Origin of the sequence: Paenibacillus woosongensis (assembly GCF_009725165.1) — a bacterium.
In the GTDB taxonomy this organism is placed as follows: Bacteria; Bacillota; Bacilli; order Paenibacillales; family Paenibacillaceae; genus Fontibacillus; species Fontibacillus woosongensis.
On record NZ_WNZW01000002.1, the window covers coordinates 239,616 to 266,444 of the forward strand.

At 52.9% G+C, this 26,829-nt stretch carries 22 protein-coding genes; 5 read left to right on the plus strand and 17 right to left on the minus strand.

Going from position 1 to position 26,829, the window contains the following annotated elements; all coding sequences use genetic code 11:
- Together GNP95_RS07590 and GNP95_RS07595 are read right to left on the minus strand one after the other, a co-directional pair.
- Positions 1–1,194, minus strand: a complete 1,194-nt coding sequence (locus GNP95_RS07590; RefSeq protein WP_155610258.1) for a HEAT repeat domain-containing protein — start codon at positions 1,192–1,194, stop codon at positions 1–3.
- Between the two features lie 36 nt (positions 1,195–1,230).
- Positions 1,231–3,456 (minus strand): hypothetical protein, encoded by a 2,226-nt coding sequence (locus GNP95_RS07595; protein WP_155610259.1) that lies wholly within the window; start codon positions 3,454–3,456, stop codon positions 1,231–1,233.
- A 736-nt stretch (positions 3,457–4,192) separates the two neighbouring features.
- Here GNP95_RS07595 and GNP95_RS07600 point away from each other — a divergent pair.
- From GNP95_RS07600 to GNP95_RS07615, 4 genes are all read left to right on the plus strand, one after another.
- On the plus strand, positions 4,193–4,561 hold the full coding sequence (locus tag GNP95_RS07600) for a hypothetical protein (RefSeq protein ID WP_155610260.1): 369 nt from the start codon (positions 4,193–4,195) through the stop codon (positions 4,559–4,561).
- The gene (locus tag GNP95_RS07605) at positions 4,558–5,829 is read left to right on the plus strand and encodes a DNA polymerase IV (protein WP_155610261.1); all 1,272 of its coding nucleotides are present in this window, start codon (positions 4,558–4,560) and stop codon (positions 5,827–5,829) included. The genes GNP95_RS07600 and GNP95_RS07605 overlap by 4 nt, the downstream gene beginning before the upstream one ends.
- Positions 5,826–6,341: a hypothetical protein gene (locus GNP95_RS07610; RefSeq protein ID WP_155610262.1), complete on the plus strand. Its 516-nt coding sequence runs from the start codon at positions 5,826–5,828 to the stop codon at positions 6,339–6,341. Before GNP95_RS07605 ends, GNP95_RS07610 begins: the two co-directional genes overlap by 4 nt.
- A gap of 117 nt (positions 6,342–6,458) precedes the next feature.
- Positions 6,459–7,142, plus strand: coding sequence for a succinylglutamate desuccinylase/aspartoacylase family protein (locus GNP95_RS07615; protein WP_155610263.1), 684 nt, complete (start codon positions 6,459–6,461; stop codon positions 7,140–7,142).
- A gap of 141 nt (positions 7,143–7,283) precedes the next feature.
- Here GNP95_RS07615 and GNP95_RS07620 read toward each other — a convergent pair whose 3' ends face one another.
- The 5 genes from GNP95_RS07620 to GNP95_RS07640 form a co-directional block, all read right to left on the minus strand.
- Positions 7,284–7,571 (minus strand): stage VI sporulation protein F, encoded by a 288-nt coding sequence (locus GNP95_RS07620; protein ID WP_155610264.1) that lies wholly within the window; start codon positions 7,569–7,571, stop codon positions 7,284–7,286.
- Between the two features lie 411 nt (positions 7,572–7,982).
- Complete coding sequence (gene recG / locus GNP95_RS07625; RefSeq protein ID WP_155610265.1) at positions 7,983–10,034, minus strand: ATP-dependent DNA helicase RecG; 2,052 nt, start codon at positions 10,032–10,034, stop codon at positions 7,983–7,985.
- Between the two features lie 14 nt (positions 10,035–10,048).
- Positions 10,049–10,918, minus strand: a complete 870-nt coding sequence (locus tag GNP95_RS07630) for a DegV family protein (RefSeq protein ID WP_155610266.1) — start codon at positions 10,916–10,918, stop codon at positions 10,049–10,051.
- Between the two features lie 44 nt (positions 10,919–10,962).
- Positions 10,963–12,729, minus strand: a complete 1,767-nt coding sequence (locus GNP95_RS07635; RefSeq protein ID WP_155610267.1) for a DAK2 domain-containing protein — start codon at positions 12,727–12,729, stop codon at positions 10,963–10,965.
- Positions 12,730–12,744: 15 nt separating this feature from the next.
- Positions 12,745–13,104: an Asp23/Gls24 family envelope stress response protein gene (locus GNP95_RS07640; RefSeq protein ID WP_213590464.1), complete on the minus strand. Its 360-nt coding sequence runs from the start codon at positions 13,102–13,104 to the stop codon at positions 12,745–12,747.
- A 189-nt stretch (positions 13,105–13,293) separates the two neighbouring features.
- Here GNP95_RS07640 and rpmB point away from each other — a divergent pair, with 189 nt between their 5' ends.
- The gene (rpmB, locus tag GNP95_RS07645; protein ID WP_019639081.1) at positions 13,294–13,482 is read left to right on the plus strand and encodes a 50S ribosomal protein L28; all 189 of its coding nucleotides are present in this window, start codon (positions 13,294–13,296) and stop codon (positions 13,480–13,482) included.
- A 150-nt stretch (positions 13,483–13,632) separates the two neighbouring features.
- Here the strand turns inward: rpmB and spoVM are convergent, their stop codons facing one another.
- From spoVM to fmt, 10 genes are all read right to left on the minus strand, one after another.
- Complete coding sequence (spoVM, locus tag GNP95_RS07650; protein ID WP_055107596.1) at positions 13,633–13,713, minus strand: stage V sporulation protein SpoVM; 81 nt, start codon at positions 13,711–13,713, stop codon at positions 13,633–13,635.
- A gap of 164 nt (positions 13,714–13,877) precedes the next feature.
- On the minus strand, positions 13,878–14,546 hold the full coding sequence (rpe, locus tag GNP95_RS07655) for a ribulose-phosphate 3-epimerase (RefSeq protein ID WP_155610268.1): 669 nt from the start codon (positions 14,544–14,546) through the stop codon (positions 13,878–13,880).
- Between the two features lie 4 nt (positions 14,547–14,550).
- Positions 14,551–15,459, minus strand: a complete 909-nt coding sequence (gene rsgA / locus GNP95_RS07660; protein ID WP_155610269.1) for a ribosome small subunit-dependent GTPase A — start codon at positions 15,457–15,459, stop codon at positions 14,551–14,553.
- A gap of 31 nt (positions 15,460–15,490) precedes the next feature.
- Positions 15,491–17,662 (minus strand): Stk1 family PASTA domain-containing Ser/Thr kinase, encoded by a 2,172-nt coding sequence (gene pknB, locus GNP95_RS07665; protein ID WP_155610270.1) that lies wholly within the window; start codon positions 17,660–17,662, stop codon positions 15,491–15,493.
- The gene (locus GNP95_RS07670; RefSeq protein ID WP_155610271.1) at positions 17,659–18,429 is read right to left on the minus strand and encodes a Stp1/IreP family PP2C-type Ser/Thr phosphatase; all 771 of its coding nucleotides are present in this window, start codon (positions 18,427–18,429) and stop codon (positions 17,659–17,661) included. Before GNP95_RS07670 ends, pknB begins: the two co-directional genes overlap by 4 nt.
- 9 nt (positions 18,430–18,438) lie before the next feature.
- A complete protein-coding gene (gene rlmN, locus GNP95_RS07675) occupies positions 18,439–19,485 on the minus strand; it encodes a dual-specificity RNA methyltransferase RlmN (protein ID WP_155610272.1) in 1,047 nt (348 codons plus the stop codon).
- A gap of 193 nt (positions 19,486–19,678) precedes the next feature.
- The gene (locus tag GNP95_RS07680) at positions 19,679–22,306 is read right to left on the minus strand and encodes a DUF5704 domain-containing protein (RefSeq protein WP_155610273.1); all 2,628 of its coding nucleotides are present in this window, start codon (positions 22,304–22,306) and stop codon (positions 19,679–19,681) included.
- Positions 22,307–22,906: 600 nt separating this feature from the next.
- Entirely contained in the window at positions 22,907–24,118 is a 1,212-nt protein-coding gene (locus GNP95_RS07685; RefSeq protein WP_155610274.1) for an S-layer homology domain-containing protein, read from the minus strand.
- Between the two features lie 248 nt (positions 24,119–24,366).
- Positions 24,367–25,869 (minus strand): 16S rRNA (cytosine(967)-C(5))-methyltransferase RsmB, encoded by a 1,503-nt coding sequence (gene rsmB / locus GNP95_RS07690; RefSeq protein WP_155610275.1) that lies wholly within the window; start codon positions 25,867–25,869, stop codon positions 24,367–24,369.
- Positions 25,866–26,825, minus strand: coding sequence for a methionyl-tRNA formyltransferase (gene fmt, locus GNP95_RS07695; protein WP_155610276.1), 960 nt, complete (start codon positions 26,823–26,825; stop codon positions 25,866–25,868). The genes rsmB and fmt overlap by 4 nt, the downstream gene beginning before the upstream one ends.
- Positions 26,826–26,829: the final 4 nt, after the last annotated feature.

The following is a 26,829-nucleotide window of genomic DNA, read 5'->3' on the forward strand; positions in this document are numbered from 1 at the left end:
CTAAGCAGTGTAATCGCCTCCGACCGCCGCGACCTGACGAACCGGTCTTCGCTCGGCAACGCCGAAATACCGCTCGTACAGCAGCTTTTTTTTGTTATAGGCGACCATTTGGTCGAGTTTTTGATGCTCATTATCCTGCAGCATCGCTCTTTCGATGTGATACATCGCTGTCTCCCGCTCCACTCCGGAGCCGTTCATCGCGATTTGGCAGAGCACCTCGAAGCCTGTTTCTCCCAGCTTCGCCAGACTTTCAGCGCTGTTGTTCCGTACCCACCAATTCGCATCCTTGAGCGCATTGCGGAGAAGCGGAATGCTGCCGGCAGCGTGCAGAGAGCCGAGGGATTTCGCCACGGCCGCCCGCACCTCCCAATCCTTGTCGGCCATCAGCTTCTTAATGGTGTCGTCCTTAAGCACCGGGTTGGAGCTTAAATAGAGCTTGACGGCCTCGGCACGGACATCCGTCTGTTCGGCGCCAACCAAGCGATCCAGGGAAGGAACGACCTCTGGAATCGCCTGCCCCCACATCGCGACGAGAGCGACCTTCACGAGGTCCGGATTCTCATCGTCCAGCAGCTTCAGCAGCAGACGGCTGGCATCAAGCTGGGTCTCCATTACGATATCGGCAGCCATATTGTGGATCGGCTTGCCGTGGCGAAGCAGGTGCTGCAGCATTTCCTTCAGCTGCTCCTCATTCTCCGCGCTTTTGGCTACCGCCCGGGCCACGACGATCGTAAGCGGGGTATAGCGCTCGTTCTTCATCATCGTCAGCAGCCGGGGGACGGCCTCGGCTGCGCGCATTCCGCCAAGCCGGTAAGCGGAGGCAATCCGCCGGCCGTAGAACAAGCTGTCCAGCAGCTTGATATCTTTCTGAACGAATCCGGCGTCGTGGCAGAGCTTGACGAGTTTCTCCCGATACTCGCCCTTGAACTGCTCGATCCAGCCGATCAATTTCTCCTGGATAACCCGGCCTTCGAGCTCCTTAAGCTTGCCCGGCGGAAGCGGAAGCTCCGATGGGCCGTTCAGATGGGTTTGAATGAATTTGAAATAATCCTGATGTTTCTGCAAGTACTGCTGATTTTTTTTCACTTTATGCAAATGATTGAACTTCAATACGAATAGAGATACGATTCCAATCCCGATCAGTCCCAGGCAGAAATAAATGAAATAGATAGCCAAGGTTAGATGCGTATACATAAAGAACATTCCTCCTTCTATATACCAAGCACCGGACTATTCAGGCTGATGTTCCGGCAAGCTTTCGTAAAACTTCTTCAGCGCATAGTAGCCGGACTTTAAATTCTCGGTGTAATTCACGGTTTCCCAAGGCGACCAAGTATATTTCGGCTGCTCCGCAAGATCGGCGGGTCCGCCTTTGCCCGGGCCAAATATTTCCTGGTTCTTGCGGTCTTTAATCCAGGGCACAAAAGTGATTCCGTCCGTCTGGGCCGTCGTAAACGAGCGGTCCTTCTTGAGCGGCCCATAATCAATGACCTGAAGGGAGCTGGGGTCTGCGAAGCCAAGCAGCATCCAGGGAATGCGGAGCTCTACTTCGCGGCCGCTATATTGCCACGAAGTCAGCGAATTGAAGTTCTCATCCTTCCGATCCGAGGTTCCCCGCACCAGACTGCCGACTGTCATATCCTGAAACGGCTGGCTGAGCCTCGTATCCGGCGGAGACATCGTCAAGCTGACGGCAAGCTTCCAGGGTTGGAACTGCACCTTCTCTTCCTCGGTCGGATCCTCGAGCATCCAGTGGCCGTACCGTCCATAGAGACGGCGGTGGAAATCATAGCTCGGCGCAGTCTTCACCTCTGTCTCGTCATCCTGGCCGATGACGACCAAATTTTCCAGCCCGTCGCTCAGCTTGATGCCGGGCAGCTCGGTAACCGGCTCGTTTCCGCCTGGCTGCGTACTCGTTCCCAGATAGATTTGCCGGGCTTTCGGATCAAAATTCTCGCTTAATGTGAGCCCTACGTATACGTAAGCCTCGTCATGCGTCACGCGGAACCGTTCAATGCCGGGAGCAGGCTTGTCCCACGACTTCACCTCTCCTTCCGGCAGCGCGTCCCAGTCGCTCAGCTTGCCGTCGATGATAATGTCCTCCTCTTTCCCCGGACCCATGGCGACGATGCCAAACAGCTTCTCGTTCGTCAGGACATTCAGCCAATAGGAGCGCCGATCCTCAGGAATTTCAAAGCGCATCGTATTCCACGTCTTCTTAAACCACTCATCCTGCCACATGAACAATATGGCGCCAGAGTAGCCTTCGTCATAAATGTCTTTCGTCAGGGATACGTCGATTTCGGCCTTTTCGTCATCGCTGTGCCCGCCTTGATTCCGTCCGCCGGGACCGATATGCGATACGCCCAAAGACGCAGGTACGCCGTACTCCGTAACCATGATCGGAATATCTTTGTAATGTGCCTTTAACTGTCGCAGGTAAGCCTTATACGTATTGAATCCGCCGTTACCGTCCGGAATCGTCTCCAGCGTCTTGTCGAGATGGAAAAAATCCGGATAGTACGGATAAACGTGATAGGCCGCGAAGTATCCGGCCTCCCAATCGACCGGCTCTATATGCGTCGCATCCACGCTGGCCAAGTCCTCCTCGAACAAAGGCTCTCCGGGATGCTCAAGCACGTCCGTTGTGACCCAGTTCGTAAAGGTCATCGGATGCTGCCAGCCGTAACCGGCTTCCAGTTCAGCCGTCTGGTCGATCAGCTCGGCGAGCCAGCTCTCGAACGGGCTGGCCTCTTCCAGCGCCGAGAACCGTTTGCCCCGGTAAGGCTCTATAGAGGCATACTGCGTGTTTGTGTTGTCGACCATTTCGGGATCCCACTCCGTACCGATATGCCAGGCCATCAAATAACGCCCCGCATTCGCTCTGTACTTTCCTCCCGAAGCTCCCGGCTGTACCGGTATTTTTAAATCTCCATATACCGCTTTAACCGCTTTTTCGATTTCTTTATGGAATGCTTCCTTGATTCCAGGGTTATACGCATCCTTAAGCTCAATCAATTGTTCTTCAGGCGACCAAATGCCTTGAATGAAGTACAGCGGATCGTCTCCTTTTTCTTTGTTGTATTTGACTAAGGACGTATAGAACACCGGATTATGCACGGTATAGATACGAATCACGTTGGCGCCCATATCATCGATTTGCTTGAACCAACGCAGATAATCCTCTTCAGTGATCGGGAATTCCCCAGGAAAATGACCAGGAACCGTAGCTCCCAAGTTGACGCCTTTCACGAAAATCTCCTGCCACTTTCCCTCGCCCTTGTACTCCATGAACCGGTCTCCCGAAGTTTGGAATTTGATTTTTGCACCGTCCGCGGTTTGGAACGTCGCAAGAGATGGAGGCAGATTTTGAATGATAAGGTAGATCCCACCGGCGATCAGAATACCGCCGAGTACGAGTAAAATAAATAACCTTTTTCGCGCTAACGTTGTCATCGGGTTTGCTCTTGTCACCTCGCTATTTTTTTGTATGCAGGCGATTTTACCAGTACGGTCCCCTCACACCTCCACTCCTCTCGTATTACCTCTATCATTAACCAAGTACTCTAATAAAGTAACTAGGCTAATAGAAGTGTTTTCCATTTGGGCCCTATCCTGCATAATAGAAGCCTTTTAGCTCTTGCTTCCCGGTTTTCTTGCATGATCGCCTTTTAACAACTGCACCTCTCGTCCTTATGAAAAAGACTTGAAAAACGAAGCATTCCTATGCTGCATTTCCAAGTCGCTGTTTTCAGAGAAGTACAGTGCTCCTGCTGTTCGCTCATATTAGACGCGCAACTTTTTTCGAAGTTTCGATCTATTTTTACACCCGTTTCCATAAAGGTTACAAAATTGATACCAAAGTCTCGTGCAAAAATCGCTTAATAACGCGGTTTTATAGCATTTTGTTAAATTCTGTTATCCCCTAAAAAAACGTGCGCTGGTCCTATACTAGTTTCTATCCCTTTTCGATAATTTTGTTCCGGATTTTTCCATAGGACTAGGTGATCCCGCCGATGACTTCTTGCCCATTTCTCTCCCTGCAATAGGAACCATAAAATTACATTTATTATAATATAAAGGGACTATATCGAAGTATCCATTTTCCATAAAATTCACTTGCATAACGAACTTACGTTCGGTGTATAATATATAAAACGAATATACGTTCGCATTATGGTGGTGAAATATCATGATTAACTCAACAATCGAGACAGAAGAAGATATTCAAATCATCAAAGAGTACACCTTGCTGCCTATTTTGCTGGATATGCTGGCAAGGGATATCGAGGAGCTTAGCCTACAGCAGAATAAATTGATCTACAATCTCGTGATCTTTTATCTTAAGGGAATTGAAAGCAGCATCCATCTCGAGCTGAAAACCCTCAGAAGCAAAATGCGGCAGCAGCGCATTCAAGTGCTGAACACGACGATGAACGCGCTGGGCGTCGAAGTAGAGTACAAGGTTCGGGGCTATATCCACCGCTTCAAAATGCTCAGAAGCCTGGTGAAGGCCGAACTGATGATTCTTCTTATGAGACTGTGGGAGGCGCCCAAATGATAAGCGCGCGCGAAAGGACGATTTTTTTGGCGGATTGCCAAAGCTTCTACGCCAGCATCGAGAAAGCGGATCATCCGGGATGCCAGAACAAACCGGTAGCCGTAGCGGGAGACCCCGCCCGCCGTTCAGGAATTATTCTGGCGGCCTGCCCCATCGCCAAAAGCTTCGGGGTAACTACGGCGGAGCGTCTGGGAGAAGCGATCCGCAAATGCCCGGGTCTCGTCGTCATGCGCCCGCGGATGCAGCATTACATCGATGTATCTCTGATGATTACGGACATTTACCGGGAATACACCGATTTGGTCGAAGTTTTTTCGATCGACGAGCAATTTCTCGACGTATCGGGAAGCCTGCACCTGTTCCAGGACGATCCGCTCGCCATGGCGAGGTCGATTCAGCAGAAGGTGCTTAAGCAGACCGGCGTATGGGTACGCATCGGCATCAGCTCCAACAAAATGCTTGCCAAGCTGGCTACCGACATCTGGGCGAAAAAAAATGAGAGCGGACTATATGTCCTGCCCAAAGCTAATGTGCCTGAGGCGCTTTGGCCGCAGCCGATTCCCAAAATGTTCGGGGTTGGCTCCCGTATGGCTGCTCACTTCACCCGGCTTGGAATGTACCAGATCGGCGATATTGCCCAGACACCGCTGCCGATGCTGAAGGACAAATTCCGCGCCCGCTTCGGCAAGCAAAGCGATATTCAGGCGGAGGTCATGTGGAGAACGGCGAACGGGCTTGACGATTCCCCGGTGACGCCGCGCACCTTCGACGCCGCGCCGAAATCGGTCAGCCATATGATGACGCTGCCGCGGGACTATGCCGAGCCGGATGAGATCGACACCGTATTGCTTGAGCTTGTGGAGGAGGTCTGCCGGGATTGCCGGCGCAAAGGTTATATGGGGCAGGTCGTTACCGTCAGCTGCCTGTGCAGTCCCTATGATGCGCGCCTCGGCTTCTCCCGGCAGATGAAGATGGCCGATCCGACCCATCATACAAATACCGTCTACGAAGCGGCCAAGAGACTGTTCTACCGCCACTGGAACACTCTGCCGGTACGCCGCTTAGGCGTTGCGCTTAGCGGTCTTGCCTCCGACCAGGGCTACCAGCTGACCCTTTTTGAGGATCAAGTAAAGCTTCGGGCCTTGGACAAAGCAACCGATCAGATTAAAGACCGCTACGGCAGCGCGGCGATTATGAGAGCCTCCTCATTGACGACATCAGGGCAGGCCAGAGAACGGGCAAGAAAGATTGGAGGGCACTATAAATGAGCAAGAAGCTATCAGGCAACGGCCTTTGGGAATCAAGCCGGATGATGCTCCCCCAGCATAAGGAGCAGTCCGTATCAGCCAGCCGGCAGGCGGCGGGTGAAGCAGCAGGCGGAGCCGCGCACCGGACCATTTCTCCTCCAACGGCCAAGGATATCGAAGTCATCAGGAGTTACATCATTTTGCCTGTAGCTCTCGAAATCGTCGAGAAGAAGAACAGGGAAGTCGAAATGTCGTCCCAGACCTTCAAAGCCCTCTATGCCGCAGCGACGAAAGTGTTGGCTCAGCATATCCGCGGAGATATCCAGCGATACCGCAAATCCCTTCTGGAGCAGGGCATTCGCATTTTCGAGCCGTCGATGGACGGTCTGGACATCCGCTATCGCTTCGTATGCCGCGGCATGGAAGACGAGTTTACAATGACCAGGGATTATTTGAAATCCCAAGTCAGCCTGGCCATCGGCCATTACACGAACCATTTGACTGCGATTTTGCGCGGAACGGGCAAGCGCTAAATCCGGGCGTTGTACGGGCAGCCGACAAAGTTACCTGTCCAATTAATCCCTCTCTTCCCTGCATATTTATAGTGTATACCCGCCATTAGCAGGCAAGCAGAAGTGGAGGTGAGCATAATGCTGGTACAGAAGTATACGCTGTTGCCGGGCACATCCTACGCTACTCCTTACTATGTGGCGCAAAGCGCGCGGCCCGGACCAACCGCTATGATCGTTGCAGGGATACACGGCAATGAGACCGGCAGCATCCAAGCGGCTCGCAGGCTCGTCCGCATGCTGGGCACAGACGAGCTTAGGCTTCATACAGGACGTCTTGTCATCGTCCCCACGGTCCATAGGCGTGCATATCGCCAGCGTATTCGCGGCGTGCCGGATTTGAACCGCACCTTTCCCCGCAAAGCAGGCCAAACAGCGAAACATCCGCTATCCGCGGCGCTGTTTGATACAGCAAGACGCTATCGCCCCTCCTGGTATCTGGATCTTCATGAAGCGAACGGTTTATCGCAGCAAAACTCCAAGGTACTGGGCCAAACGCTGATCACTGATCCGGGCAGCCGGTCCGTATCTGCCGCACGCAAAATCATCAAAGGAGTCAACCGCACCATCCGGGCCAAATCCCAATCCTTCAATCTGCGGCTGCATGAGCTGCCTGGCTCCTCCCGCACCGCCGCAGCCCGTATTCTTGGAGCACGGACAGTCACCGTAGAGACAGGCTGGAGCCTGCCCTTTTCCACCAGGGTACAATACCAAATCGATGTCGTACGCCGCTTTCTTGGCGAAGCGGGATTAACGAAGAGCTAATAAAGGCTCTGCATGCGGACTATCATATAGAAAGAAAAACATTTATCGACGTACCTGACGAACCTCGAATATATTAAAAGAAACCGTTCGCCCCTGCAGGGACGAACGGTTTCTACGCTCACCAACCTATACAGCTTTACATTACCTAAACATGCTCCATAACTTAAGGAGATGGAACGTATTCCGAGGGTCGACTTTTTGAGCGATGACAAACTGGACGATCTGTTCCTCCTGCACGCTTGTCAAGCGTTCATTCAAAATCGAGGTTGCCGACTTCACCAGCCGTCTGACCTTGGCTCTATCCTGCAGGTCCGATTTAGTCAGACCATCGGCGAGGGACTTGATGCGCTCTTTTACGGCTGGGTTTTTCATTTTCAGCTTAATGCGCTCCACCAGCTGCGGACTGATGCCATATTGCTGATAACTCAAAACTGGGTTACACCTCCCGTCACACGCTAATCCTCATTAATATATGACGGATAGGATGTACATGTTGCCACAGAAAAAATGCCCTTGGCAAGCTAGGATTAAGGTAAGCTTGCCGAGGGCATTTCTCTCTCGCTCGTAACAGACATAAGATCCGCTATTTGTCCTAAAATCGCCAAAATGGATAGGGAACGGACACAGGAGCCTTTATTTGCTGCAAATCACAACAGAAACTCATTCATTTGCTCAAATAGCGGAACCTGTGTCCAACAAACCAATGAAATAGGACGATTTTCATAATATAACGGAACCACGGTCCGTCAGAACCCCACCGGTGTTTACTCGTGCATCGATCATGCCCCTCTAATGCGATTGCGATTGCGATTGCGATTTCAAAGCCGATCGCGGTTCACATCAATCGATCAGTTCGCCTTGGAACACCTGCTCCCGCTGCAGATACCCGCGCAGCGGCTCATACTGCGGCGACGTCCAAAAAGACTCGTCGCCGACCAAACGGGCGGCATCGTCCCGCGCCGCCTCCAGCACCGCGAAATCGCTGACCATGTCTGCGATTCGGAATTCCGGCACCCCGCTCTGCTTGGTGCCGAAGAAATCCCCGGGACCGCGCAGCTCCAGGTCCCGGCGAGCCACTTCGAAGCCGTCGTCCGTCTCGGTCATGACCTTCATCCGTTCCTGACCGACCTCCGACTTCGGCTCGGCGATGAGCACGCAATACGAAGCGTGCTCCCCCCGGCCAACCCGGCCGCGCAGCTGATGCAGCTGCGACAGGCCAAAGCGGTCCGCGTCCATCACGATCATCAGCGTCGCGTTCGGCACATCCACGCCGACCTCCACGACGGTCGTCGAAACGAGCAGCTGCACTTCATTGTCATAGAACGAACGCATGACCTCGTCCTTCTCGGCCGCGGTCATCCGCCCGTGCAGCAGCCCGACCTTGAAGTGCGGGAACGCCTGCTGCATCGAGACGTGCAGATCAATGGCATTCTGCACATCCAGCTTATCAGACTCCTCGATCAGCGGGCAGATCAGATAGGCCTGCCTTCCGGCGGACACCTCGCGCTGGATAAACCCAAGCACGCGATCCATCATGTGATGCTTCACCCAATAGGTCGAAATCGGCTTGCGTCCCTTCGGCCGCTCGGACAGTGTGGACACGTCCATGTCGCCAAAGGCCGTAATCGCCAGCGTGCGGGGAATCGGCGTCGCCGTCATCGTCAGCACGTCCGGATTGAAGCCTTTGCGCCGCAGGATGCTGCGCTGATTGACGCCAAACCGGTGCTGCTCGTCAGTCACGACCAAGCTGAGCGAACGGAAGAACACGTCCTCTTGAATAAGCGCATGGGTCCCGACGACGATATCCGTTAGCCCCATTTGCAGCGAGGCAGTCAAATCCTTGCGCTTGCGCCCGGTCACACTGCCCGTAAGCAGGCCTACGGTAATGCCGAACGGCTCGAACAACCGGGACAATGAGCGCATATGCTGCTCCGCCAATATTTCCGTTGGCACCATAAATGCTCCCTGATGTCCCGATTTGACCGCCGCATACAGCGCAATGGCTGCCACAACCGTCTTGCCCGAGCCTACATCCCCCTGCAGCAGACGATTCATGCAGTACGGAGAACGCATATCCTGCAGGATCTCCAGCTCCACCTTCTTCTGGGCATCTGTCAGCTCAAAGGGAAGACTGCGAACGAACTCACGGATCGTCGCATTATCCACCTCATGCTTCACTCCGTCCATCCGCTCGTGATTCATCGCCCGGTAGGCCTGCAGCTTCAACTGAAACAGGAACAGCTCCTCATAGACCATCCGGCGGCGCGCCTGCTGCCCTTCCTCGCTGTCCTGCGGCTGATGAATGCGCCAAATCGCCTGCCGTCTCGGCATCAGCTCATACTTACGCAGGAGCTCCGGCGGCAAAATTTCCGGAATCATCTCCCCATATTGCTGCAGTGCCTGTCCGATCGTTTTGCGCATCCAGGTCTGCGTAATTTTCCCGCCTACCGAATATACCGGCTGCAGGCTCCCGCTGCGCAGCGTGCCGCGGTCGGGAAACTCCGACTCCGAGACCGTCAATTGGCTGCGCCGCTGGTCCCATTTGCCCGTGAGCACGATCTCCCGTCCCGCCGTCAGCTGATCCTTCAAGAAGTGGCGGTTAAACCAGGTCGCCGTGAACATCCAGTCCTCGGCCACCATTTTGCACGTCAGCCTCGATTTCCGGCCGTAGCGCTGCAGTACAGGCACTCCCATGATCTTGGCTTGGACAGTAATCCGGTCGCCGTCCTTCACCTCCGTCAAAGAGCGCAGCCGGTAATCTTCATACCGAAACGGATAATATTCCATTAAATCATTTACCGTAAAGATGCCAAAGGCGTGAAGCTCTCCTTCTTTGAGAGCACTCACGCCGTTAACCTGCTTTACCGGAATTTCGTTTAAATCCAAACTCATTCCAATCCCTCGCTTCAAGCCGGCCACACGAATATAGCTACCACTCCCGGGCCGGTATGTGAACCTACGACTGCGCCGATGTCCGTGCGAACCACCTCATGCAGCGTGAAGTGCTGGGACAGCAAATCCACAAACTCCTGGGCGAGCTCTGGATTCACACCGTCGCAAACCGCAACATTCAAATCTTTATGATTGCCAAAATCATTCACGAACAGCTCGATAACCCGCGATACCGCCTTCTTGCGGCCTCTCGCTTTATCCACTGCGTAGATAATGCCCTCCTGATCCACCGACAGAATCGGCTTGATGTTCAGCAGCGTGCCAAGAATAGCCGCCGCTTTGCCGATCCGTCCGCCCTTCTGCAAATACTCCAGCGTATCAACCAGGAAGTACAGCCTGCGGCTGCGCCCAAGGCGTTCGACCTCGGCTTTGATCTGGTCCACGGTGGCTCCCTTAGAGGCCATTCTTGCCGCTTCAACCACTTGAAGACCAAAGCCGTAGGAAGCACTTAAGGAATCAATGACTGTAATATCGAGCTCCTTGCCCGTCTCTTCCTCCAGCATCGTCTTCGCCAAGAGGGCCGATTGATAGGTTCCGCTCATGCCGGAAGAGATATGGATGGATACGATCGGCGAGCCCGGATTCGCTTCCAGCAAATTGCGGTAGACCTCGGCATACTGGGACGGGGACGTCTGGGAGCTCTTCGGCAGCTCACGCGACTTTGTCAGTTTGTCGTAGAACTCTGCCGCTGTAATGTCGACGCCCTCCAGAAAAGATTCCTCGCCGAACGCAAGACGCATCGGCACGATATGAATGCCATATTCCTCCGCCGTAGTCTTCGGTACGTCAGCCGTACTGTCTGCAACGATGACAACCTTGGTCATGAGATCCTCATCCTTTCAACTCTCCCGTCACCTCTAGGCGCAGCCTAGGATTCCACAGAGAATAAATAATAATATATCGGCTGGCCGCCGTTGTGGGCCTCCACTTCGACATCCGGATAAGTCTCATTCATCCAAGCTATCAGTTCGCCAGTCATCTCGGGCGAGGCTTCCTCGCCGACGAGAATCGTTACGATCTCATCCCCGCCCTCCAGCATTTTGGAGAGCAGATCCCGGCACGTCTCCAGGAGACCTGCTTCCGTTGCCACGATTTTGGAGTCTGCAATGCCGATATAGTGACCGGCTGTAATTTCCAGTTCATCGAATACCGTATCGCGAACCGCATAGGTCACCTGTCCCGTCTTGACATGGTTTACGGCGTTCATCATGCTGTCGGCGTTCGACTCTACGCTCTCTTCCTCCTGGAACGCGAATGCAGCGGCGATTCCCTGCGGAATGCTCTTGCTTGGAATAACGGTAACCTCGCGCTCGCCTTCCAGAAGATCGCGCGCTTGCTGTGCGGCTAGTACAATATTCGAGTTGTTCGGCAGAATGAACACATGCTGGGCGGAAATCGAATGAATCGCCTTCACGAAATCCTCGGTACTCGGATTCATCGTCTGTCCTCCGGCGAGCACGACATCAACGCCAAGGCTGGTGAAAATATCAGAGATACCTTGCCCTGAAGCAACCGCGATGAAGCCATAAGGCGCCAGTTCGTCGGCCGGCATCTCCGCACGCTCTGTCTGGCGCAGGCCCTCTGCCGGGATATCGGCGAACAATTCCGGCATGGGAGCCGCGTCCATTCCCGCCGACAGCAGGTCGCGATGCTGCTCGCGCATGTTCAAAATATGAATTTGCGTAATCTCGCCATAACGCAGGGCCAAATTCAGCACCTCGCCCGGCGCTTTAGAATGCACGTGTACTTTGATTACTTCATCATCAGCGATGACAATGATGGAATCTCCATTCTTTGACAGCGCTTCCCGGAACTGATCTTCGTTAAATGGCGTATTTCTAGCTTCACCGAGCGTACGATTGATGAAAAATTCCATGTCGTACAAAAACTCGATATCCTCCGTCTCCAATTTGGCTTGGGCGGAAATCGGGGCGTCCGGTGTAATTCGCGGAGCCGCAGAGACCGGTTTTACGGCGGATACAGCTTGTCCCGTTACGGGCTCTTCCATCGGTATCGTTCCGTTCGTTAAAACTTGCAAGAATCCTTCATAAATATATACGAGTCCTTGTCCACCGGAATCTACGACACCGACCTGCTTCAAGACGGGCAACAGCTCAGGCGTATGGGCAAGCGCCTCCTTGGCCTTGGCCAGCACCTCCGTCATCAGCTCCGTCACATCCGTCGTCCGTCTGGCATAGAATACGGCATGCTTGGCCGCTTCTTTGGCCACGGTAAGAATCGTGCCTTCCACCGGCTTAACAACGGCCTTGTATGCGGTATCCACACCGCTCTGCAGCGCAGCGGCGAAATGAATCGTGTTGAGTTCTTCGTAAGCCGCCGCATAGCGGGCAAAGCCACGGAATAACTGGGACAAAATAACGCCAGAGTTGCCTCGCGCGCCCATCAGGAGACCTTTGGACAATACGCCCGCCCGGCTGCCTAAGCCTCCGGTACCGTTGTTCTTCAGCTCAGACACGCCTGCCGTCATCGTCAAATTCATGTTCGTCCCCGTGTCTCCATCCGGAACCGGAAACACGTTTAAGGAGTTGACATGCTCGGCATGCTGATGAAGCCTCTCCGCCCCGGCTAACACCATAGCGGTAAAATCTGTTCCATTCAGAGAACGCTTACTCAATGAAAATTCCCCTTCCTAGCTTGATACACGTACGCCTTGAACCGAGATGTTGACATACGCTACTTCGAGTCCAACGACTTCGGTGAGTACATATTTTACTTTTTGTTGTATGTTGTGTGCGACCTCGGAAATTTTCGTGCCATAACTAACTATAATATAAAGATGAATCGACAATTGATTATTCTCCAGGTTCACTTCCACACCACGGGCCAGATTCTCTCTCCCAATCAATTCGGCAAAACCGTCCTTGAACTGCTTGCGGCTTGCCATTCCTACCAATCCATAACATTCCATGGCGGCCGATCCGGCGATCACCGCTATGGCTTCATCGGAAATATGGACTGTCCCATGCTCCGTATGTAGTTCAATAGCCACGCCCGCATCAACTCCTCCCCAAAATTATTATGGACTAATCAACATTGTACTATAAGAAGAAAGAGAAATAAATAAAAGAAGAGCAATGGAGCCAGAAATAAAGTTGCGCCACTGGTTGACGGCTCTTTTTTTACTGTGATATTATAGATAAGTGTTGTTTTAAGAGGTTGGAATTAGGAGGTGTAATGAATGTCTCGCAAATGTTATGTGACAGGCAAGAGCCCAAGCACAGGGAACAATGTATCCCACGCAAACAATCACACGAAGCGTACTTGGGGCGTGAACGTACAAAAAGTCCGTATTCTTGTAGACGGTAAACCGAAACGCGTATACGTTAGCACTCGGGCTTTGAAATCCGGTAAAGTAACCCGCGCGTAGGGTTGTAATAAGCATATAGACAAAAAGCACCTTGTCATTCGAGGTGCTTTTTTAATGCCCGCCGCCTGCTCCGCCCGGCCTGGAACGCTGCGTGATCGGCGGGAGCGGGCTCGCGTCTTCCTGCTGATGCTTAGACGCAAGGTCCCCTCCCTAATTTTTCTGAAATGTGTTCAATACCGCTTTGACGAATCCGCCCAAAAACTTAGGCAGCTTGAATGTGTAAAATTTCATCCTTCACCCTCCCCATCATTCTCATGCCTTCACCTATAGTCTATGTTCCAAGTCTGCTTCCCGTGTATTGAGGACACAAAAAAAAGGCTACATGAGAACCCTGCTCATGTAACCCATTGTATGCGGCACTGCCCATCCCTATACCAACGGACAATACGGTTTCGCTAGAAACGCTCCACGCTGCCGCGGATTTCAGAAATCGCTGCCGCCCGGTCCTCGCGCCCGAACACCGCACTGCCCGCAACTAGCACATCTGCCCCGGCCTCTACTACGGTTGGCGCCGTAGCAGCGGTAATCCCGCCGTCAACTTCGATATGCAGGCCCGTTAATCCCAGCTGCTCTCTCCACTCGGCAATTTGCGAAATCTTGCGGACCGTTCCCGGGATGAAGGCTTGCCCGCCGAAGCCCGGATTCACCGTCATGACAAGTATGAGATCAAGATCTTCGATCACTTCGCGAACCGCCAGCGCCGGCGTAGCCGGATTGATGGCGACCCCTGCCTTTACGCCCAGGCTCTTGATTTGCTGGATGACGCTGTGCAGGTGCACACAAGCCTCGGCATGAACCGTAATCAGGCTTGCTCCTGCCTTAGCGAACGCTTCGATATAACGCTCCGGATGCTCGATCATGAGGTGCACGTCCAGGAACAGCTTCGTATGAGGCGCCACGGCTTCCAGCACCAGCGGCCCGAACGTCATGTTGGGCACGAAATGGCCGTCCATGACATCGACATGAAGCCAGTCGGCGCCGCTGCGCTCAACCTCGGCGACTTCTTGAGCCAATTTCCCAAAATCCGCGGACAAAATAGACGGTGCTATGTTGATTTTTCGCATGAAGTTAGTACCTCCGTTTTTTATCTTTCATTTCCTCATAGAACTGTACATAATGCTTGTAGCGGCTGGAGACAATTTCGCCTTCCTCCACCGCCGCTCTAACCCGGCACCCCGGCTCATGCAGATGGCTGCAGCCCCGGAATTTGCATTGCTCCGCATATTCGCTGAATTCGATAAAACAGGATGACAGCTCCTCTACGCCCAGCTCCAGGAAGTCCAGCTGGCTGAACCCGGGAGTATCCGCAACATAACCGCCATTATCCAGCTCGATCAGCTCCACATGGCGCGTCGTATGTCGGCCGCGGCCCAGCTTCAGGCTGATTTCACTTGTTTCTAGCGATAATCCCGGCAGCATGGCGTTCAGCAGAGATGATTTTCCCACGCCCGATTGCCCGGCAAACACGCTGATGTGGCCAGCCAGCCGCGCCTTTACTTCATCCGTCCCGCTTCCCGTCAAGGAGCTAGTAATGATAACCTCATAGCCTACCTTTTCGTATAACTCGCCAACCTGCCTCGTTAAGTTGCGATCCTGTTCATCGCCCTGCTCATCCAGCAAATCTTCCTTCGTCAGGCAAATCAGGGGGCGGAGTCCCGCATGCTCGATATGTACGAGGAACTTGTCCAGCAGCTGCAGGTTCAAATCCGGCTCCTTCACGGAGAACAGCAGAACCGCATGACTGGCATTAGCGATGGGCGGACGGATCAGCTCCGTATCGCGCGGCAGTATTTCGTCTACCGTGCCTTCCCCGTTCTCGGTAGGGGTATATAGAACTTGGTCCCCTACGAGCGGAGTAATCCCCTTTTTCTTGAAAATGCCGCGGCCCCGGCACTGGAGAACAATCTCCTCTGCCGAGGCTAACGGCTTCACATAGTAATATCCGCTTAATGCCTTAACAATTAAACCTTCAGGCATGCTGCCGGCCTCACTTTCATTTTCTTCCTGTCTAGTTGTTGCCGTGTTCTTTTTTACCCTTGCCTTTTCCTTTGCCGTTATTGCCCTTATTGTTCTTATCCGCTTTAACGGCTTGGGCTACAGCTCCCTGGTCGATGCGTCCCGTTTCCGGGTTTTCAATCTCGCCTTCGTCCCATTCATTGTACGAATTCTCGTCATATTGACTGCCCGGCAGTTGAGGCACAGGTACCGTTCCCTGCTTGGCATCAATGTACGAGACCAGATAAGTGTCAAACAGCTCCCCATCCCGGATGACCGAGACCGCACCGTTCTTGTTCGGGGCTAATACAAGTTCAACGGAGAACGTTTGGGTCGCATTGATCGTTTTGGTTCCCCATTCTCTATTATCCCCCCGTGCGTCCCCGTAGACGATCCGGATTTTGCTGTTCTTGCCTTCCTCCACAGGAGCTGCCGGCACTTCAAAGGTGTATTTGATGGCTTCCGGCGGATAACCTGAGCTTACGGTCAGCACCATTTCGGTTCCCGGCGTAGCCAGGCTGTTCGGGGCAAACGGCCATTGGTCAATGACCTCGCCCGCTTCTCTCTCAAAGCTAGGCTCCGTCTTAATGCCATCCTTGGCCAGCTTCAGCCCCAATTCCTTAATGAGGGCTTCAGCTTCTTCCTGTTTCATTCCTATCAGGTTCTTCATACTAAATTCCTTAGCGCCCTTGCTCACTTTAAGTGTAATGCTTACTGACGCCGGATCATACTCCGTGCCTTCATCGGGGCTTTGACCAATAATTTTGCCAGCCTCTTCCTCGTCGCTGAACTCTTCCACCTGACTGATCCGGTCCTTATCCACTCCGGCCTGGACGAGCTGGGCTTCCGCTTCCTGATAAGTCATGCCGCTGAATGACGGCATTTTCTTCAGCGGTTTGGCTATACTCACGGTTAAATCAATAATTGCGCCTTCTTTGACTATCGTACCTTCCGGCCTGCTTTGGTCATAGACGATCCCTTCATCGAAGCCTTCCTTGTACTCCCGCTTCACGTCGCCGACCGCCAGTCCCTTGTCCTGCAGCGCCTTCGCTGCGTCCGCTTCGTTCATATTAAGAACGCTTGGAACCGTGACGTCAGGTACGGTGAAGGTTTTGTTCACGTACCATACGACGCCGGCCATCGCCACAAGCAGCAATACCGTTAGGCTTACCCAGAGCACTGGCTTCGACCAGAAGCTCGTGCCCTTTTTCGCCTCGTCGCGGTCCTCGTCGGCCTGCGCCTCCCTGGACAGCTTGGAACCGCCCCGGGCAGCCGAGCCGCCCATTTGCGGCCTGATCGCCGGAACGATCCGGGTGCTATCCTCATCGTCGCCGTCATCAAATAAAAGCTTCGACTCCATCCGCCGCTCCGGCAGCAGGCAGGTCTCCAAGTCAACCAGCATTTCTTTGGCCGACTGATAGCGTTCGCCCGGATTTTTGCGCATCGACTTCAGAATGATGTTCTCAACGCTTTGCGGAATCATCGGGTTAACCGAACGCGGCTCCTCGAAATGCTCCTGCAAATGCTTCAAGGCAACGCTAATCGGGCTCTCTCCCAGGAACGGAAGGCGCCCCGTCAGCATTTGATACAGCACAATGCCCAGCGAATATAAATCCGATTTCTCCCCGGTAGCGACTCCCTTCGCATGCTCCGGCGAGAAATAATGCACCGACCCTACGACCGAGCCGGTTTGCGTAATCGTCGTAGACGTGACCGCGCGGGCGATCCCAAAATCGGTCACTTTCACCCGGCCATTGCGGCCGATTAATATGTTATGAGGTTTAATATCGCGATGAATGATTTGGTTATGATGAGCATGATCCAGGGCATCGGCGATTTGCGATGCAATGCGGATGGCCTCGTCCACCTGCAGCGGCGCGCGCTCCTTAATGATTTCGTTCAGGTTCTGGCCTTCCACGTACTCCATGACAATATAATGAATATCGTCCTCCTGTCCTACATCATAGACGCTGACCACATTGGGATGCGACAAAGATGCAGCGGACTGCGCTTCCCGCCGAAAACGGCGTATAAATTCCTCGTCGTTCACAAATTGCTGGCGCAGCACTTTGATCGCTACGTTGCGATTGAGGAGAACGTCGTGCGCTTTGTAGACGAGCGCCATTCCCCCGCCGCCAATTCGTTCGATAATTTGATAACGACCGCCCAATTCGTGTCCGATCATGAGTTCCACTCCTTTATGCTTGACCCGGCTTCTTCCTGATGCTCAAGCAGGGCAACGGTAATATTATCGTCGCCACCTGCATTCAAGGCAAGCTGAAGCAGGCGATCAGCCCGATCCTGCAAGGAGAGATCGTCCAATCCCAGCGTAAGGGTCATTTGTTCCTTTGATACATAGTTGCTGAGCCCGTCGCTGCAAAGCAGCAGGATATCCCCGGTTTCCAATATGATATGGTCCAGATCGACCTCCACATCGGAATCGGTGCCCAGCGCCCTCGTCAGCACGTTGCGCCGCGGATGCACGCTGGCTTCCTCTTCACTGATTTGCTTGCTCTTGACAAGCTCATTCACGAGCGAATGATCCTCCGTCAGCAGAATCAGATCGTCCTGCCGAAACTGGTAGGCCCGGCTGTCGCCAATATGGCCGACAACCCCTTCCCGTCCGCTGAGAAGCACGGCGACGACGGTCGTTCCCATGTTGTGGTACTCATCATGTTCTGAGGCTTTGCGGAAAACAACTTCATTGGCATGCAGAATCGCTGCTTTAAGCGCCTCAGCGCATGCCTGCACCGACAGTCCCGGAGCCAGCGAGACGATATCCTGAGTGATCGTCTCTACCGCCAGTTTGCTGGCGGTATCTCCGGCCTGATGGCCGCCCATGCCATCGGCGACAATGCCTAAGGTGTAGCCCTGCTCCAAGCGGGATACCCAGGCGCTGTCCTCATTTACGGGGCGGACGCGTCCCACATCACTTAAATACACCATTTTCATTGAATCAGATCACCTCGCACCAGACTCCATATGCTTCGCCCGCAGCTGACCGCAGGCCGCCGCGATATCGTGTCCTTGCTCACGGCGGATCGTCACATTGATGCCCTTATCCGCCAAAATGCGCTGAAACTGAAAAATATCATTTCTTGAAGTTCTCACATATTTGCGCTCCGGCACATGGTTAACCGGGATCAAATTCACATGACAAAGCATGTCCTTGATGACGCTGGCCAGTTCCTCAGCATGCTCAGGCTGATCATTGACACCGCCGATCAGCGCGTATTCGAATGTAATTCTGCGTCCCGTCTTTGCGATGTAATAACGCAGCGCCTCCATAACGTCGTCGAAAGGAAAGCGGCGGTTCACCGGCATTAACTTGGAACGAAGCGCATCGTTAGGCGCGTGAATGGATATCGCCAAATTAATTTGCGTATCCTCGTCGGCGAATCGGTAAATGTTAGGAACAATACCGCTCGTCGAGACCGTAATATGCCTTTGCCCGATATTCAAGCCTTTGTCATGGATCATGATTCTAAGGAAGTTCATCGTGGCGTCGTAATTCTCGAATGGCTCCCCGGTGCCCATAATGACGATACTGCTTACACGCTCGCCGCGGTCATCGAGGATTTTCTGAGCCTGTACAACCTGGGCAACGATCTCCCCAGCCGATAAGTTCCGCTTCAGTCCGCCCAGCGTCGAGGCGCAGAACGTACAGCCGACCTTACAGCCGACCTGGGTCGTTACGCAAATGCTGTTCCCGTAGTTATGCTTCATGATGACCGTCTCGATCGCATGATCATCATGGAGCCCAAACAAGAACTTGACCGTTCCATCCTTCGATTCAAACTTGGTGATTTCATTCAAAGTGACGAAGGCGAATTGCTCATCCAGCTTTTGGCGGAGCGGCTTGGACAGGTTCGTCATTTCCTCAAAAGAGTTTACACGTTTTACATAGAGCCAATCAAAGATTTGCCCTCCGCGAAACGCAGGCTCTCCTTGGGCGACAGCCCATTCCCGTAATTCATCATAAGTATAATCGTATATAAAAGGTTTCATCTTCACACACCTGTCCTATAGTATATCGTATGCAGTTGCCCACTCATTCTTCCTATTTTAGCACAAATCATTTTTACACTAAAGTCCGGCAAGTTTCAAGCCTTGCCGTCTTTTTCCATATGGAGGAAAAAAGAAAGCCGAGCTTTCCCCGGCGAGCCGGGTCAGGGATCGGCTAAGACTATTGAACTATGAATTAATGCGTGACCATCGAGCGGAAATCATCGCGGCTGGAAAGGCCGGCATGGTACAGCACAACGTCCCCGTCCTGCAGACGGTAGGTCACGCCAAACGGATCCTGCACGCTCCGGGCAAAGCCCTCCATCTGATGCCACTGGTTAACCAATGGACCGTGAATATACTGCAGATGCGGGTCGGTGGCTTGCCCTTCGCGCACCGTCTCCATATTGAAATTAACCACGATATAACCATTTTTCAAAAAGATCGGCGACTTGTCCGTAAGCCCTCTGTGCGTTCGCCCGTATTCTGCGACGTTCGTCCCAGCCTTCACGGCATACAGGTCGGCTGGCAGGCTGTACTCGCCGTACCATCTCTGCACGGCAGCATTTGCCCGGCTGGGATCGACCCCTGCGGGGATATTCGTTTTCGGCCCGATAAAAGTACGCACGCCTTCGGGGAGACGCAGCAGGGTCAGGCTCCCTATCGCCGTCCTGCGTTTCGTGGCAAAGTTGATATAGTGACTTACAAACTGCGGGCGCCCGATGTTCGCAATTTGGCCAAAAGAGTATTGATAGTCATATTTATAAAGCGCCGTATCCGTCAGTTCCTCTTCGGGAACATTGCGCAGGCGCTCGTTCAGGACAACGTACCGGTTCACCTCGTCGCCGGGCGAACCTACTTTGACATAGCTTTTTCCGCTTTTGTGATAATACAGCTCCACGGGCGTGCGCGCCCCGTCTTCCGCACTGATAAAGTAGAAACTAGGCGTAATTTTGATTTCATCCTTAATTCCGAACATATTTCCTTTAGTCTTCAGATCGAATTTGAAATGATATCCGGTTTTGATAGCGACGTTCTTATATACGGGATGACTTCCGGGACGAATCGGCAGAGTATACATGGACGAGATTCCTCTTGGCGCCCCGTCTATGCCCCCTAACCCAGCCCAGTAGGCGGTTCCCGTTGGCAGGCTGCTTCCCTTCGCCGTCCGGAACACCGTCTCCCAGTGGTAGTCGGCAATATCGGTAACCCGGAAATCATACACGCGTCCAATGACATCTACCGCCACAGTGTCATAGGCAATATGATGAGTTAAATCCAGGTTGGCATTTCTTTGATGGGTTGCTCCGGCAGGCGCGTTATGCGCTATCGTCCGGACCTCGACGTCATAGAATCCTTCATCTACCCATACCGGGAGAAAAAAGGAAAAGCTCTCCTGCGGCTTCTCCACCTCGATCCATGTATTTTTCGGGTGAAATTGCGTCTTGGAGCCGTCGTAGACATCAAACGGAAACCTGACCTGCTTGCTGCCGATGTATTTTAAATAATTGCGGCTGCCGTATCCGAGATAACTCGCATGCTGCCCCGAATTTGGCAGTTCAATTACAAAAGGCCGGTCCAGAATAACTGCAGAACGCCCTGCTGCCGGCTTGGTTTTCTGATTATGCTCCCGGTCATCCGATACGGCAGGATAAATGACGACCGGAGTATGTACGGTGACCGGGTTGATGCCATAGATAGGATAACTTCTTTCAGCAGCACCATTGACCTGGACATAATATACCGTTCCTGTGCTCGGCCGCTTTTCCTGGTTTGTCTTGAACATCGGAATGACGTTTCCCGGACTGTACAAAATATTGTCGCCCGTCATAGCTGCTGTCGGGATTGGGGAAGGAGCCGGCCCGCTGCCCGTCGTTTCCGCTCCGCTCATGAGGGTCTGTCCATTGAACGTGAACGTATCATTCCTCACCCGCACGCTAACCGCCGACCTGGCAGCTGCCTCAGGATCGCTGTCAGCACCCACAGTAATGTCGAGAACAGCGGATGGTTCATAACGATGCGTCTGTGCTATCGCAAAATACGGGGTGTTATATCCGCTAGGTGAAATTCTGATGCCGTTTGCCTCGAACGCATAATTGTGCAGGGCAGCCTCTTTCAGGCCATAGACCTCAACTTGCGATACCGTCCAGAAGGAATAGTTCTTATCCACCTGGACTTGTACGGTTGAAGGCTCACCCGGTTGTCCATCTGGGGGCGGGGGCGGCGGCATAACAGTCACATTGACGGTAAACGTACACTTCCCCGTCATTTCCTGGTAACCGTATTGATACAGATAGTTCTTTGCCCATACATTACCGTACAAACTTTCCGTTGTTGGTATGCCATCCAGCACATTAAACCGTTCACTGCCCCGGGCGTCCGCCCGGATAACCGCGCTGACATTCGGGCTGAAGTCTTCTCCCGACATTGTCCTGCCGGGCGAAGGGGTCGTGCAGGTCACCCCAGGCTCAAGCGGATCGGGATCCGGGCCCGGAGGCGGCCCATTGCCTACTCTGATCGTCGCTATCCCTCTCAGCCAATAGGGTCCTTTTTTCCAGTCAGCGGAAATTGTTGTTGTTCCCTCCGAAATCGCGGTAACTTTGCCGTTGCTGTCAACAGTGGCCACTGCTTCGTTACTGGAGGACCACGCCGTCTCCGGCGCTGTGGAGACATCAAACCACTTCTCGTTCCAATCCGCCATCGTGTAATCCAGGGTTCGAACCTCAGCCCTCATATTTTTGGTTTCATTGGCTTGTAAAACGGCATTTTCCACTACGCGAATTTGCTTTTTTTCTACTACGTATCCGGTGTAGAACACATCCATAGGGATGTAGTATTCTACAATAAATTTAGGTGCGCCATCAGCCCGGGTAGAATACTGGTATTTAAGGCTTTCAACTAATGGGTAGCCTGTATTAACCCTAACATTAGCTATAATCTCCCCGCTATTAAAAAGAGGTTTACTTCCTACGGGTTCATAGGAGTTAACATTGTTCCATTGTATATCTCCAATAGCTAGTTCTCTAATATTAGTTTTAAGAAAAGAGTTACCTACTATATCTTTCATTGATTGAGGTGCATACTGATTCATATCTAGTCTTTCTTCAGTTTGTTTTTTTAAAGGAAGAGCATTATCCCTGCTACTATACGTACCAGTCTCTACTTTTGTATTTCCATAAGTTGCACTCCATAATTCCGTATCAGACTGCACCCATACAACCTTAGGTCTAGCTAATGCTTCCCCTTTTACTTGAACTTTAATCGTTTGGAGATATACCGGTCCATTTGGCGTTACCTCTATATCGGTTGTAGGGTAGCCATTTTCGAACCCATCACTGGATACTGGAATCGATAATAAAACTGAGATTAGGAACGGGGTTAAAAAAACAACCAAACATTTCTTCATTGTTCCATCTCCATAGTATTATTTTTTCATAGTAGCTACATAAGAATTATCGTCAATGGTGAAACTGCTTCGTTCTTTTACATAGCTCTCAATCCATAAAGTTATCCCTTCACCTATATTTTTCATTTTAAAAAATTCCTTAGCATCTCTATTAGGAAGCGTTAGATAACCATATTTCTCAGTTATATTTGAATTTCCTACCCTCGTGCTACCTAAAAGATTTGACCTTGTTCCATTCATATAATGTCCTAAATCAAACTCACTCGCCTTCGGATAAATAGTAACTTGCATATACACCCGATAATTTCCCGGTTTATCAATCCGCTCCACATAATCAGTCTCATCCACAAACAACGGCGCATATATGCTGCTGATATCCTTGAAGTCCTCCGTATCCACGACAATATAATGGTGGAGCTTCAAGGTGCCGGCGTTATTCTTGAAAGTATAGGTTTTATCAACCACATTATTAAATGACGTATTCCCTGTCGTAAAAGGGCTGATCGTCTCAAGGTTGGTTCGTTCCGTACCTACCTGACGCAGCTCTCGAAGTCCCAGAAATTGATCCGCCTGCTTCAGGCTTGCATTCTCATAATTTAGCAAAATGGCAGCTGTCTCTGCACGGGTTGCCTTCAGATCCATACCAAAAGAGCCGTCCGGATAACCGCTTAACAGCTTCGTACCTAAGGCAACAGCGATATAAGAGGACTTAGATTCAGGTATACCTGGATTAAAATATTCCTTCACCGGAATAACTGTTGTCTTGGTATCCTCCAGAGCCTGCCTGTAGTCCGGGTCAGCCTCAGCCAAACCGGATGCCATCCATTTCGCAATTTCATAGCGTGTAATCGGCGTGTTGGGCTTGAAGCCATCGGGATAATCGCTAGGCTGCACAAAACCAAGGGCAATCGCCCGCTTGACCTCTGCCTCGCTCCAGTGCCCGGCTAGATCCGCGAAGCTTGCCGCAGGATTCACCTTCGCCTCGCCCTCCGCCACGCGGGCCAGCAAGGCCGCAAACTCTGCTCGCGTAACAGTAGCGTTCGGCTGAAATGTCCCGTCTGCGTAGCCTTTGAAATACCCTTTGCCTACCGCCGCTTCAATCGCTTTGCCCGCCCAATGGTCTGGTTTTACATCCTTAAAACCCGTGCCTGCAGCCTTAACACCCACAATAAAATGCGCGTTCATTACAAATATCCACCCAGCCAGCAATAAAGCAACCCGTCTTCTCATCGTTACCCACTTCCTTATCGATTATCATTTATCCCTTGTCCCTATGTACATTGCACCCCTCCCTCCTATTTCGTGATGACAGGACCAAAGACCTCCTTTTAATTGGATAACCTGATAAATTAAGGAATTTGTCCCCCGCAAAAAAAGCACAGCTCTTCTACTCGCTGCACGCGAGTCAAGAGATGTGCTTCATCTTCGTTTATTATATAAGAAATTTCCTGGTTCGTAAATCACATATTTTCCAGATTTTATTCAAATTTTGCACGTTTCGTTAACCGTGCGATATAGAAACCGTCCGAATGATAATGCTGCGGCAGGATTTGCAAGCCTATTGCTTCCGGGGTCATCCCATTTTCCCGGTTATCCGAACCAGACTCCGGGACGAGCCGCTGCCACTCCGCCATCTCTGGAGCAGGTTCGAAGTCGGGATGGCGATCAAGAAACTGTCTTACCATCTCTTCATTCTCCCTTGGTTCAATCGTGCATGTACTGTATACCAGCACCCCGCCCGGTTTGAGAAGAGGACTCACCCGATCAAGTAAGTCACGCTGAATGCTGGTGATCTCGGCGATATCCTCCGGCGTCTTGGCCCATTTCAAATCAGGCTTGCGCCGAATAACGCCTAGTCCAGAGCATGGGGCATCCAGCAAAATACGGTCAAAGCTTTCTGGCGCATAACGCTTGTCAAGCTCCATCGCATCCCCCGCCAAGGCTTGGACATTGCCAAGGTGTAAACGGGAAGCCTGATCGGCGATCAGCTTCACCTTATGCGGGTGAATGTCGTTCGCGAACACTTCGCCCGAGCCGTTCATGCGCTCCGCCATATGGCAGGTCTTGCCCCCCGGAGCTGCGCAGCAGTCCAGCACCTTCATCCCGGCCTCAGGTTTCACGGCCTCGGCCACCAGCATTGAGCTCTCATCCTGGATCGATAATAAACCGTCCTCATACCACGACGTTAACGCCATATTCCCCCCGCTCAGCACGATAATTCCGTCGGGAGAAACCTTGGAGGCGGCTACCTTCAGCCCCTGCTCTTCCAACTGCTGCATGAGCTGATCCCTGCTGATCCGCGTTTGGTTGACCCTCACACTGACTGGAGGGGACTCATTGTTCGCGCGGCAAATAGCCTCGGCGGTCTCTTCGCCGTATTGGTCGACCCATCTTGCCACCAGCCACTCGGGATGCGAATGCTCCAGGGCAATCCGGCGTGCCGATGGCAGATCCTCGGGCAGCTTCAGCTCCTCCTTGTGTCGCAGCACATTGCGAAGCACCCCGTTGACCATTCCCGATATCCCCTGATGCCCTCTGCGTTTGGCGATGTTCACCGCTTCATTGACAGCGGCATGCGGAGGAATCCGGTCTAAATAATAAATTTGGTAGAAGCTCAGCCGCAGCAAGTTGCGTACCCAAGGCTGCAGCTTAGCCACTCCCTTAGCCACGAATTGATCAAGATAATAATCGATCGTATTCTTGCGGGAAATCGTGCCGTATACGAGCTCGGTGGCAAGTCCTGCTTCCGGTCCCGCCAGGCCGGACTTCTGCAGCGCGGAGTTCAGCAGCAGATTGCTGTACGCGCCCTCCTGCTCCACTTCAGTCAGCACATGCAGGGCCGTATCGCGGGCTGAAGCCTTGTGCTGCCGGCGCGGTCCGCCCTTCGCGCCCTGCTGTCCGGCTTTGGACGCGGCGCCCGCATTTCCCCCATGCTTTACCCGTGCTCCGCCGCTCGGGCGGCTTTCCTTGTCCCTGCTCATTCAAGTACCATCCCCGGCTGCATGACGCCGCCGCGAATAAACTCGGAGGCTTCCATCGCTTTTTTGCCTGCGGGCTGAACCCGTGTTAACAGGACGGAGCCATCGCCCGTCTTCACTTCGATTCCCCGCTCCGATAAATGCAGCACCGTGCCTGGAGCTTGTCCGCCCGCTTGTTCCCCTGTACCCATACCCGCACTAGCAGGAGCAGGCTTAGCTACGGCCCACACTTTAAATACATCACCATTCCAGAGCGTATATCCGCCAGAGTACGGCACTAGGCCTCTAACCTGGTCATAGATCGCCCGCGACGTCGATGTCCAGTCGATTTTCTCGTCCTCCCGGGACAAATTAGGGGCATACGTGGACTCCTCGTCGTTCTGTGGAATCCGCTCGGCCCGCCCTTCCAGAATCAGCGGAAGCTGCTTCAGCAGCAGCTCGGCTCCGGCCAGACTCAGCTTCTCGAACATCGTCCCGGCGGTGTCCTCATCTTCGATCGGAACGACAGATTTGGCGATCATGTCCCCGGTATCCAGCCCTTCCGCCATGTACATCAGCGTGATTCCCGTCTCCTTCTCCCCGTTCATGATCGAACGCTGAATCGGCGCGCCGCCCCGATATTTCGGGAGCAGCGAGCCGTGGACATTCAGGCAGCCATGTTGCGGCAAATCAAGCACAGCCTTCGGCAAAATCTGGCCGTAGGCGGCAGTAACGATAAGATCCGGCTGCAGCGCCGCCAACTCCTCGATCGCCTCAGGCGCCCTCATGCGCTGCGGCTGGAGCACGGGAAGGCCGTGCTTCAAGGCAGCCTCCTTTACCGGCGTAGGCATCAATACCTTCTTGCGTCCCTGCGGCCGGTCCGGCTGCGTCACGACGCCTACCACGTTATACCCCTCGCGCAGCAGCCCTTCCAGGGAAGGTACAGCGAACTGGGGAGTTCCCATAAACACGATATTCAACTGC

Coding starts and splice junctions, on each gene's coding strand:
- GNP95_RS07590 (WP_155610258.1), bottom strand. CDS start 1,194: ATGTATACGCATCTAACCTTGGCTATCTATTTCATTTATTTCTGCCTG.
- GNP95_RS07595 (WP_155610259.1), bottom strand. CDS start 3,456: ATGACAACGTTAGCGCGAAAAAGGTTATTTATTTTACTCGTACTCGGC.
- GNP95_RS07600 (WP_155610260.1), top strand. CDS start 4,193: ATGATTAACTCAACAATCGAGACAGAAGAAGATATTCAAATCATCAAA.
- GNP95_RS07605 (WP_155610261.1), top strand. CDS start 4,558: ATGATAAGCGCGCGCGAAAGGACGATTTTTTTGGCGGATTGCCAAAGC.
- GNP95_RS07610 (WP_155610262.1), top strand. CDS start 5,826: ATGAGCAAGAAGCTATCAGGCAACGGCCTTTGGGAATCAAGCCGGATG.
- GNP95_RS07615 (WP_155610263.1), top strand. CDS start 6,459: ATGCTGGTACAGAAGTATACGCTGTTGCCGGGCACATCCTACGCTACT.
- recG (WP_155610265.1), bottom strand. CDS start 10,034: ATGAGTTTGGATTTAAACGAAATTCCGGTAAAGCAGGTTAACGGCGTG.
- GNP95_RS07630 (WP_155610266.1), bottom strand. CDS start 10,918: ATGACCAAGGTTGTCATCGTTGCAGACAGTACGGCTGACGTACCGAAG.
- rpmB (WP_019639081.1), top strand. CDS start 13,294: ATGTCTCGCAAATGTTATGTGACAGGCAAGAGCCCAAGCACAGGGAAC.
- spoVM (WP_055107596.1), bottom strand. CDS start 13,713: ATGAAATTTTACACATTCAAGCTGCCTAAGTTTTTGGGCGGATTCGTC.
- rpe (WP_155610268.1), bottom strand. CDS start 14,546: ATGCGAAAAATCAACATAGCACCGTCTATTTTGTCCGCGGATTTTGGG.
- rsgA (WP_155610269.1), bottom strand. CDS start 15,459: ATGCCTGAAGGTTTAATTGTTAAGGCATTAAGCGGATATTACTATGTG.
- pknB (WP_155610270.1), bottom strand. CDS start 17,662: ATGATCGGACACGAATTGGGCGGTCGTTATCAAATTATCGAACGAATT.
- GNP95_RS07670 (WP_155610271.1), bottom strand. CDS start 18,429: ATGAAAATGGTGTATTTAAGTGATGTGGGACGCGTCCGCCCCGTAAAT.
- rlmN (WP_155610272.1), bottom strand. CDS start 19,485: ATGAAACCTTTTATATACGATTATACTTATGATGAATTACGGGAATGG.
- GNP95_RS07680 (WP_155610273.1), bottom strand. CDS start 22,306: ATGGATGTGTTCTACACCGGATACGTAGTAGAAAAAAAGCAAATTCGC.
- GNP95_RS07685 (WP_155610274.1), bottom strand. CDS start 24,118: ATGAGAAGACGGGTTGCTTTATTGCTGGCTGGGTGGATATTTGTAATG.
- rsmB (WP_155610275.1), bottom strand. CDS start 25,869: ATGAGCAGGGACAAGGAAAGCCGCCCGAGCGGCGGAGCACGGGTAAAG.